This is a genomic window from Actinomadura rudentiformis (genome assembly GCF_008923185.1).
GTDB classification, from domain to species: domain Bacteria; phylum Actinomycetota; class Actinomycetes; order Streptosporangiales; family Streptosporangiaceae; genus Spirillospora; species Spirillospora rudentiformis.
The window spans coordinates 1-8,563 of record NZ_WBMT01000043.1 but is presented as its reverse complement, the minus strand read 5'-3'; the positions used below and the strand labels follow the sequence as shown (position 1 = coordinate 8,563).

Annotated in this window: 10 protein-coding genes and 1 pseudogene; 4 read left to right on the top strand and 7 right to left on the bottom strand. The window is 70.3% G+C overall.

Going from position 1 to position 8,563, the window contains the following annotated elements; all coding sequences use genetic code 11:
- Positions 1-206: 206 nt before the first annotated feature.
- The 4 genes from F8566_RS49445 to F8566_RS49430 are packed head-to-tail and all read right to left on the bottom strand — an operon-like array spanning position 207 to position 3,717.
- The gene (locus F8566_RS49445; RefSeq protein WP_225994240.1) at positions 207-1,448 is read right to left on the bottom strand and encodes an ABC transporter permease; all 1,242 of its coding nucleotides are present in this window, start codon (positions 1,446-1,448) and stop codon (positions 207-209) included.
- Positions 1,449-1,450: 2 nt separating this feature from the next.
- On the bottom strand, positions 1,451-2,176 hold the full coding sequence (locus tag F8566_RS49440) for an ABC transporter ATP-binding protein (RefSeq protein ID WP_151571452.1): 726 nt from the start codon (positions 2,174-2,176) through the stop codon (positions 1,451-1,453).
- Positions 2,173-3,384: a peptidoglycan-binding protein gene (locus F8566_RS49435; protein WP_192810298.1), complete on the bottom strand. Its 1,212-nt coding sequence runs from the start codon at positions 3,382-3,384 to the stop codon at positions 2,173-2,175. The genes F8566_RS49440 and F8566_RS49435 overlap by 4 nt, the downstream gene beginning before the upstream one ends.
- Before the next feature lie 39 nt (positions 3,385-3,423).
- On the bottom strand, positions 3,424-3,717 hold the full coding sequence (locus F8566_RS49430; RefSeq protein ID WP_151571448.1) for a putative quinol monooxygenase: 294 nt from the start codon (positions 3,715-3,717) through the stop codon (positions 3,424-3,426).
- A 607-nt stretch (positions 3,718-4,324) separates the two neighbouring features.
- Here F8566_RS49430 and F8566_RS49425 point away from each other — a divergent pair.
- Complete coding sequence (locus F8566_RS49425; RefSeq protein WP_151571446.1) at positions 4,325-4,951, top strand: hypothetical protein; 627 nt, start codon at positions 4,325-4,327, stop codon at positions 4,949-4,951.
- Positions 4,952-5,042: 91 nt separating this feature from the next.
- Here the strand turns inward: F8566_RS49425 and F8566_RS49420 are convergent, their stop codons facing one another.
- Positions 5,043-5,609 carry a dihydrofolate reductase family protein gene (locus F8566_RS49420; RefSeq protein ID WP_151571444.1) on the bottom strand — a complete coding sequence of 189 codons (567 nt, stop codon included), beginning with the start codon at positions 5,607-5,609 and terminating at the stop codon, positions 5,043-5,045.
- 47 nt (positions 5,610-5,656) lie between these two features.
- Complete coding sequence (locus tag F8566_RS49415) at positions 5,657-6,016, bottom strand: LysE family translocator (protein WP_151571442.1); 360 nt, start codon at positions 6,014-6,016, stop codon at positions 5,657-5,659.
- Between the two features lie 59 nt (positions 6,017-6,075).
- On the opposite strand from F8566_RS49415, the pseudogene F8566_RS52105 reads away from it, so the two are divergent.
- The 3 genes and pseudogenes from F8566_RS52105 to F8566_RS49405 all read left to right on the top strand — a co-directional run.
- A pseudogene (locus tag F8566_RS52105) lies at positions 6,076-6,360 on the top strand (GntR family transcriptional regulator); the annotation flags it as partial.
- 58 nt (positions 6,361-6,418) lie between these two features.
- Entirely contained in the window at positions 6,419-6,604 is a 186-nt protein-coding gene (locus F8566_RS52100; RefSeq protein ID WP_225994242.1) for a hypothetical protein, read from the top strand.
- A 101-nt stretch (positions 6,605-6,705) separates the two neighbouring features.
- Positions 6,706-7,668 (top strand): NAD(P)-dependent alcohol dehydrogenase, encoded by a 963-nt coding sequence (locus tag F8566_RS49405; RefSeq protein ID WP_151571440.1) that lies wholly within the window; start codon positions 6,706-6,708, stop codon positions 7,666-7,668.
- Between the two features lie 237 nt (positions 7,669-7,905).
- On the opposite strand, the gene F8566_RS49400 is transcribed toward F8566_RS49405, so the two are convergent.
- A partial coding sequence (locus F8566_RS49400) for an amidase family protein (protein ID WP_318836487.1) occupies positions 7,906-8,563 on the bottom strand: 658 nt, incomplete at its 5' end.

The window sequence follows — 8,563 nt, the reverse complement described above, 5'->3', positions numbered from 1 at the left end:
GCAGCGCGCTGGTGCTGCTTTGCTACCTGGCGGCCAACCAAGAGGCGATCCCGCTGCTGCCGTTGGAGTTGCTGTCCTCCAAAGAACGCCGCCAAGTCGGTTCTTACATCATCTGATGCGATGAGGACCGGGGCCTCCCCTCCCCCTTACGGTTCCGGGTGTCCGGGCGGACACCGCGGCTCGGCGATCGGGCTGGCGTCTTGGCCCTAGCGCCTGAGTGCCTCCAGCGGCTCGATCCGCGCGGCGCGTATCGCCGGATACGCTCCGGCGACCATGCCGACGAGCGCTCCGATCACCGGGCCGGGTAGGACGGCGGCGGGTTCCAGGATCGCTGTCCACTGTCTGACGATCGCCACCGCCAGCACCGCGCCGACCCCTGCCGCGGTGCCGATGAGGCCGCCCAGCAGACCCAGCGCCGTGGATTCGGTGAGGAACTGGACGGCGACATGCCGTGGCCGGGCGCCCAGGGACCGGCGCAGGCCGATCTCCTGGACCCGTTCCAGCACCGCGACCAGGGTGGTGTTGGCGATCCCGACCGCGCCGATGACCAGGCTGATTCCGGCCAGCGCTAGGAACAGGCCTGCCAGGTCGGTGTCGACCTCGTCGCGCAGGCTGCGTGGATCGGGCGGCGGGACGGCACGCAGCCGGGCCGGCGCGTCCGGGCGCAGGGCCACCGGCGCCTGGCGGGCGACGAGCTGCGCGGCGCCCCGCTCGGTCTGGATCACCATCTGGGCCGGGCGGCTGCCAGGGTCGGGCGGGGGGAACAGCCGCTCGGCGGTGCTCCGCGGCACGGTGATGCCCATCAGCAGGTCCGGTACGCGGGCGACGTCGTCGATGATTCCGACGATGGTGAAGGGCAGGCCGTTGATGAACACCGCGGGTTGCGCGTTCAGCTGGGCGATGCCGAGCTGGCGGGCGGCCGCCGCCCCGAGCACCGCCACCTGCGCGCGGCGGTGCTCGTGCGAGCGGTTGAAGAGGGTTCCGCTGCGCATGGCCGGCGCGGTCACCGCGAACAGGCCGGGGGAGGCGGCCAGTACGGGTACGTCGCCGGCGTTGGCGTGCGAGCCGGCGGTCACGGTGGCCGTGGCGCCAATGATCGGGCGGCGCAGTGGCACCATCCACCAGACACCGGCGGACGTCGCGCCGTTCAGCGCCGTGATGCGGGCGTCGGCGTCCGACGGGAAGCCCACCGGCCCAGGTTCCCGGCTCGTGCCCGCGTCGTTCACCACAACGGTCGTGTTGCGCAGGGCGTCGAAGCGCGCACCGATCTGCCCGGTGGCGGTCGAGGTCAGTCCCAGCACCGCGACGAAGGCGCCGACGCCCAGGACGGTGCCCAGCATGGTGAGCAGAGAGCGGCCGGGCCGCTGCAGCATGCCCGCGAGCGCCTCGGCGGCCAGGTCGACCGGCCCCAGGACCGACCGCTCAGGGACCACCCGGCGAGGCCGCATCCTCATCGCTCCTCCCGCGTACGGGCTTTGGAGAGGGTCCCGTCCTTGATGCTGATCACTCGCTGGGCGCGGTCGGCCACCTCTGCGGCATGGGTGATGACCACCAGGGTGAGCCCGCCGGCGTTCAGGGCGTCGAGCAGGTCGAGCAGGCGGGCCGCGTTGCCCGAGTCGAGGTTGCCGGTCGGCTCGTCGCACAGCAGCAGCGCCGGGGCGTTGACCAGTGCCCGCGCGATCGCGACCCGCTGGCACTCCCCGCCCGAAAGTGTGGTGGGCAGCGAGTCGATCCGGTGGCCGAGGCCGACCTGCGACAGCGCGGCGACCGCGGCCGGCCGGCGCCGCGCCCGCGCGGTGCCGTTGTAGACCTGGGCGAGCATGACGTTCTCGGCCGCGGTCCGGTGCGGCAGCAGGTGGAAGGTCTGGAAGACAAAGCCGATCCGGCTGCCGCGCAGCGCGGTGCGGTCGCGTTCGGCCAGCGCCCCCACGTCGACGCCGTCGAGGTCGTAGCTGCCGGTGCTCGGCCTGTCCAGCAGCCCGAGCAGGTTGAGCAGCGTGGATTTGCCCGAGCCGGAGGGGCCGACGACTGCGACGTAATCGCCGCGTGCCACGACGAGGTCGGCCGGACGCAGCGCGGTCACCTCGGGCGGCCCTGGATAGGTGCGCGACACCCCGCGCAGCCGGATCACCGCCGGGGCGGTCGGCGGGCGCTCGGTGGCGGGCCCGGACGTCACCTGCCCGTCACCACCAGATCGCCCGGTCCGAGCTCGCCGCCGACCGGGGAGACCTCCACCATGCCGCCCGCCGACGCCCCGGTGCGGACCTCGACCAGCCGCTCCCGCTGGGCGGCGGTACGAACGGTGACCGTCGTGCGGCCGTCGGCCGTGGAGGTGATCGCTGCTTCGGGAACCGCCAGCACCGCCTTCTCGCTGCTGGCGGTGGTGATGGTGACGCGCACGTCCTCCTCCAGCAGGTCCGCCCGCCACGGTTCGTCGCCGTCGATCCGCACCGGCAGATACGGGGTCTCGCCCTCGCGCTGCCCGCGGATCCTGCCGCTGACGGAGGAGACGGTGCCGGAGCCGTCGAAACCCGTCGTCTCAGCGGTGACCTCCGCTTTCATACCGGCCTTCACCAGACCGGCGTTCTCTGGGGGAAGCTTGGCGATGAGCGAGAGACCTCCGGTGGTGAACGTGATGAGCTCGTCGGGAACGGTGTCGCCCACCCGGGCCGACAGCTTGACCACGCGGGCCGGCAGCTCCGGCAGGAACGCGACCTCGGACCTGGGCACCATCGGCCGGGGCCGCGGCGTGGGCCGCGGGCCGGGCCTGTCCGTCGAGGACGGGGAAGGCGCTGCGTTCAACCGGGGCGTGGCCCCGCCGCCCGAATCCTGCCCAGCACCGCCTCCGGTGACCGGGACCGGATATCCCAGTGCACGGTAGAACAGGGTGACGGCGCGTTCGGTGCCGGGACCGAAGTAGCCCGGCCGGTCGTGGCTGGCATAGCCGAGTCGCGCCAGGCCGGATCGCAGCTGGGCGACGTCCTTGCCGGTCTGCCCCGGCATCAGGTCGCGATAGGCGGGGAACCTGCCGGGCAGGGCGTAAACGGGGCGTTCGGACACCTCCAGCAGCACCCGGCCCGGCGGCACGGACGCGCCCTCGCGGGTGCGCAGGTCGGTGATGACCAGCACGTTGGCGCCCGGTCCGTTGCGGGTTGCGGCCACCGACCCAGGCGTGAAGGTGAACCGGCGGCCGGTGCTGAACGACCCCCGCATGACCAGCGAGGTCGTCAGCACCTTGCGCACCACCGGTGCCGTCAACACAGAGGCGGGCGGCGGCGCGGCCTCGGCGGCGACCTGGGCGGGTGACTTCACCAGCGTGGAACCCGCCAAACCGCCGGCAGACGCCGCGGCCGCCAGCGCGACGGCGACCAGCAAGCCGTACACCGTGGAGCGGTGCCCTGGCGTGAGCGCGCCAATCGCCAGTCACGATTCGCTCAGTGAGCGCACCGTCGCGACGTCGTATTCGGCAACCGCGGCGGCAAGTATCGCGGTGCCTTGCTCATCGCTGGGGCCATCGCCTCGGAACGCCTCGACGGCATCCTGCGACTCCCACCGCTCGAAGATGTTGATGCGCCCGGCATCCACCAGGTCCGCGGTGATGGCGAAGTCGAGACAGCCCGAGGTGCGGCGGGCCAGTTCCACCACGCTCACACAGCCTGCCAGATAGGACTCACGCTGTTGAGGATCGACAACGATCTGCCCTGCGATGATCACCATGTGCTGCTCCTTGCTGGTCCGCCGGCCGTCGCCAACTATGACCATCGACCGACACCAGACTCATCGGCGAGGTGCACCACGCAACCGGTCCGTGGTGCTGTGCCGAGCTCAACGCTAACTGGCAGTCTCCGACGCATCAGACGTCCCTCCAGGGCCTGGGAGGCAACCCGAAGATGCGTCGGCGGGAACGGGCGACTTTGACCCTCTTTCCGCACGTCAATACTGCGTACGCGGTCCAGTTCCGCGGCGAGGAACGCGTTGGTCGAGCTCAGCTGCGTGGTCGTCTGTTCACTGCGCACGTGCCGCTCGCGTAGGTCGCGCAGTTCCCGGTCCAGTGCGTCGCTCTTCGCGGCGGGCGCGGGCTACCGTGACCGCCTTGGTGGCGAACGCTTCGGAGTCGTGCAGTAGTTAGGGTGTAGCTCTTCTGCCGGGACCTTGTGGGCTGGGTAGATGAGGTCATTGCGCAACGGTTGTGTGCATAGGCCAGAGCTCGTGGGATGTGTCGAGGTGGATTACCTGTCACGTAATCGGTCTTCAATGGTCTGTCCGGCAGGCTGATGATCGTCTTTTGCATGACCGATCTCACCTGCGAGGAGTGCCAGTGACCATGCGCCCGATCAGGGCCCTCACGGCCGTCATCATGGCCGCCGTCCCAGTGGTTCTTGCCGTCCCGGCTCAGGCGGATGACCCGCCGGTGACCGAGGGCGCTATCACACTCGCTGCCCAGACGTTCATCGACCGGCAGACGCGGTTTGGGGCGATGCCCACCTACACCACCCCTGAGACGCCTGATGCGGCGGACCTGGACAGGCGGGTCGCTGTCTACGGGGAGATGTGGGACCAGAACGCGACCCTGTGGGAGGCCGCCACCATCCCCGTTCAGGGACGGGCGAACATCGAGAACTCGATCCGCGCATCGTTGAGACTCGTCCCCTCGTTCGGGTTCCGGCCGACCCGCATCGCCGTCGGCCGGAATGTGGTCATGTATGGCGCGCACAACCAGACCACCGTCAACGGCAACAGGGTCGACTACCCGGCGATCTACCGGGTCGTGCTGAACGGGAAGGGCGATGTCCGTGGCCCCCCGGCGAACGGGCCGGAACCGAAGCCACTGACCGAGCTGGCGGCCGATGCGAACGCTTCAGCCTGCTGCCCGCGGACGTGCCGCTCCCGCCCGCTCCCACCGCGTTCGGCGATCCGTTCGGTCCCGCTCGTGGATTCGACGCCTCTATAGGCCTGGGTGCTTCTCTCGCGGAGCAGTGACGACCATCCGCTGCTGGACCTCTTCGCGATGCCCCCTGACCTGCCAACTCCGCCGGTCGAACCTACTTCAAGACTCGATAGCGCAGGTGGATTACGCCTTCGCCTTGGAGTTGGCGGACGAGCTCCAGTTCGACGTGCTCGGAGTCGCCGGATCCGAAGAGCCTGCGGCCCGCTCCCAGCAGGACCGGAACGAGATGGATCTCCAGCTCGTCGAGCTGGTTCGCCTGGAGCAGCGCCTGGGCCGCTCCCGCGCCGTGCACCATCACGGCGCGGTCGCCCGATGCGGCGCGGGCCTCGTCCGCACAGGCGACGACGTCGGTGAAGAACCTGGTGTTGTCCGATGGCACGTCGTCGTCGGGATGGTGGGTGAGCACGTGGATTGGTACGCCGTCGTGGTGGTCGCCCTGCCAGCGGCCGGCGAGCTCGAACGTGCGACGCCCCGAGATAATGGCCCCGGTCGCCAGGGCCTCAGCGTAGACCTGCCCGCTGGGCCCGGGCGACAGCCGGTGGTCGAGCCAGTTGAACAGTCGCCCGCCGTTGCGGCCGAGTTCCTGCCCGGGCCTGTCGTCGGGGCCGGCGATGAAGCCGTCGAGTGACATGGACATGTAGAGCCGGATCGGTGTCGTCATGGTGATTCCTCCAGGTTCTCAGGCGGCCACGGCGTAGGCGGCCAGGGTCAGGTAGATGCCGCCGACGGCGTAGCCGTAGCGGTGCGCCGAAGCGGGACCGGCTTGACCCCGGCCCCCAGGTCCGGTCCGGACGTCCGCAGCACGGTGCGCGCGGCCAGGTAGAGCAGGTAGCCGACGCCGGCGAACTTCAGGACGCTGAACGCGACGGGCGAGGCCGCGATGAGCGCGGAGACGCCGAGCACCGCGAACACGATGTGCACCAGCGTGCCGGTCTCGACACCGAGCGCCGAGACCAGGCCCGCCCGGTACCCCTGGGCGGCGCTGCGGGTCATGATGTAGATCCCGTTCGGACCGGGGATCACGATGAGCGCGATGGACGCCGCGGCGAAGGCGAGAAGGGTGGTCATGGCCTGTCCTGTTCTCTGAGGTCGGCTGCCGGTTGCGGCTCTGCGGCTAGCCTGACGCCATGAACGCTGGCGAACCCGGGCCAATCAGGCCGCAGGTGGACCGCTTTTGCGATCCGGGCGAATTGGCGGAGATCCTGGGCGATTGGATGAACGGGCCGGGTCCGCTGTACCGCAAGCTCGCCCGCGCCCTCCAGCGAGCCGTACAAGACGGGTCGCTGTACCCCGACGAGCGGCTGCCGTCCGAACGCGGTCTGGCCTCGGTGCTGGCGGTCAGCCGGGCGACCGTGGTGAACGCCTACGACGAGCTGCGCGGGCTCGGGATCGTCGACAGCCGGCGCGGCAGCGGCACCCGCGTGGTCCGGCAACCTGGCGTGTCCCGTCCGGGCGCGCACGTTCGCCCAGGTGGCGCTGCGGCACGGTGTCGAAGTCGTCCCAGTGGCCAACATGGACGCCAGCGGCGCCCACGACAGCTACCTGCGCCTGCCATACACCTTCCCCCCGGGCGTGCTGACCGAGGTGATTGCCCGGCTGACCGCCGCCTGGACAGAGCTGACCGGCCCATCGGACGACCGGCACGGGGTGAGCTGAGACCGCCCGTCAGTCCGTCGTCATGCGTGACGCCCGAGAGTTCATGAACTGTCTGGTCCTTTCCCATTGCGGAGGGGGCCGTTCTGATGTGCACTCCCGCTATGAGGGCGATCATTCAGGACACCTACGGCTCGGCAGATGTACTCCGGCTCAGCGACATCGACCGTCCTGAGCCGCGCGACACCGAGGTTCTGATCCGGGTGCACGCGGCCGGTGTCGGGCCGGACGTCTGGCATCTGATGACCGGCATTCCTTACATGGTGCGGCTGGGCATGGGGCTGCGGCGGCCGAGGCAGCGTGTCCGCGGCTGGGACGTCGCCGGGGTGGTCGCAGCGGTCGGTTCGAAGGTCACGCGCTTCGAACCGGGCGACGAGGTGTTCGGCGTCGGTCCCGGCTCGTTCGCCGAGTACACCGTCGCCAAGGAGTCCAAGATCGCACCCAAGCCCGCGACGATGAGCTTCGAACAGGCCGCCGCGATCCCCATCTCCGGCGTGACCGCGCTGCAGGCGGTACGGGACAAGGGAAGGCTGGGCAAGGGCCAGAAGGTGCTGGTGATCGGGGCGTCCGGGGGCGTGGGCACCTTCGCCGTCCAGCTCGCCGCCCACTTCGGCGCCGAGGTGACCGGAGTCTGCGGCCCGGGCAAGGATGACCTGCTCCGCTCGCTCGGCGCCACCGAGGTCATCGACTACACGCTCGGAGACATCACCGGCGACGGCCGCTACGACCTCATCCTCGACGGCGCGGGCAACCGCCCGCTGTCCTCGCTGCGCCGCATGCTCGCCCCGAAGGGCACGCTGGTGCTCGTCGGCGGCGAGGAGGGCGGGAAGTGGCTCGGCATGGGAAGGAACGTCCAGGCCCTGGCGCTCGGGCCCTTCACCGGCCAGCGGCTGGCGTGGCTGCTCGCGGTCACCAAGCAGGACGACCTGATGGCGCTGAAGGAGATGGCGGACAAGGGCGAGCTCACACCCGCCATTGACCGGACCTACCCGTTGGAGGAGGCAGCGGATGCCGTCCGCCATCTGACGGAAGGGCATCCGCGCGGCAAGGTGGTAGTGACGATCTAATCGCAGCTCACGCAGAAGGAATACGGCGCGCATCGGCGACCGCGTCATCGACGTCGCCGGTCTGCTGGAACGGTCGCTGAAGGCGGTGGCGCTGGCAGGCTGCGTCTCTCTTTCGACGTCACCGACTATGACCATCGACCGACGGCGGACTCATCGGCGCGGACTCGCGCGTCGGGCGTAGCGCGATCATGGTCTGGGGCGGCGTTCTCTGGCCTGCGCGGGGGCGTATAGGGCGCGTCAGTGGAGGTTGGGGTGCTTGTGGCGGACTGGGCTGACGGCCTCGAGTGCGGCGCCCAGGGTGAGGATGGTCGCCTCGGCGTACGGGCGGGAGACGAGTTGGACCCCGATCGGCAACCCGTCGGTGCTGGTCCCGAACGGCAGTGACAGCGCGGGCAGACCGGTGAGGTTGAACGGCACGGTCGCCCGCATGATGCCCCGTGCCGGGACGGTCACGTCCCCGACCTGGAACTTCGATCGGGCATGCGGCTGGGAGGGGACGGGGCAGACCGGGCACAGCAGCGCGTCGTAGCGTTCGAAGTATCGGGCGAACAGGGCGCTGAGAGCCTCGACCTGCTGCAGCGCGGCGACGTAGTCGGCCGTCGTGGCCTCCGGTGCGGCGATCGTCCGCTTAATGAGCGTGTGCACCTGCGACTGGCGTCCGGCGACGGCCTGGCGGAAGTACGGCACGACCTCCGCGGTGAACAACACGGTGCTCAGCGCGGTGGCGTCCACGCTCGCCAGTTCCTCCAACGGTGCGGCTTCGACGACACATCCCAGGTCGCGCAACGCCTCGGCTGCGGCCACGACGGTGCTGGTCACGTCGCGGTCGACTGGACCGAAAGCGGGGTCGCTCGCCCAGCCGACCCGCATTCCCGGCACCTGCGCAGGCGGGTGC

What these genes read in the sequence shown, in the direction of transcription:
- F8566_RS49425 (WP_151571446.1), top strand. Translation starts at nt 4,325, where the DNA reads ATGCGCCCGATCAGGGCCCTCACGGCCGTCATCATGGCCGCCGTCCCA.
- F8566_RS49420 (WP_151571444.1), bottom strand. Translation starts at nt 5,609, where the DNA reads ATGACGACACCGATCCGGCTCTACATGTCCATGTCACTCGACGGCTTC.
- F8566_RS49415 (WP_151571442.1), bottom strand. Translation starts at nt 6,016, where the DNA reads ATGACCACCCTTCTCGCCTTCGCCGCGGCGTCCATCGCGCTCATCGTG.
- F8566_RS49430 (WP_151571448.1), bottom strand. Translation starts at nt 3,717, where the DNA reads ATGGTGATCATCGCAGGGCAGATCGTTGTCGATCCTCAACAGCGTGAG.
- F8566_RS49405 (WP_151571440.1), top strand. Translation starts at nt 6,706, where the DNA reads ATGAGGGCGATCATTCAGGACACCTACGGCTCGGCAGATGTACTCCGG.
- F8566_RS49445 (WP_225994240.1), bottom strand. Translation starts at nt 1,448, where the DNA reads ATGCGGCCTCGCCGGGTGGTCCCTGAGCGGTCGGTCCTGGGGCCGGTC.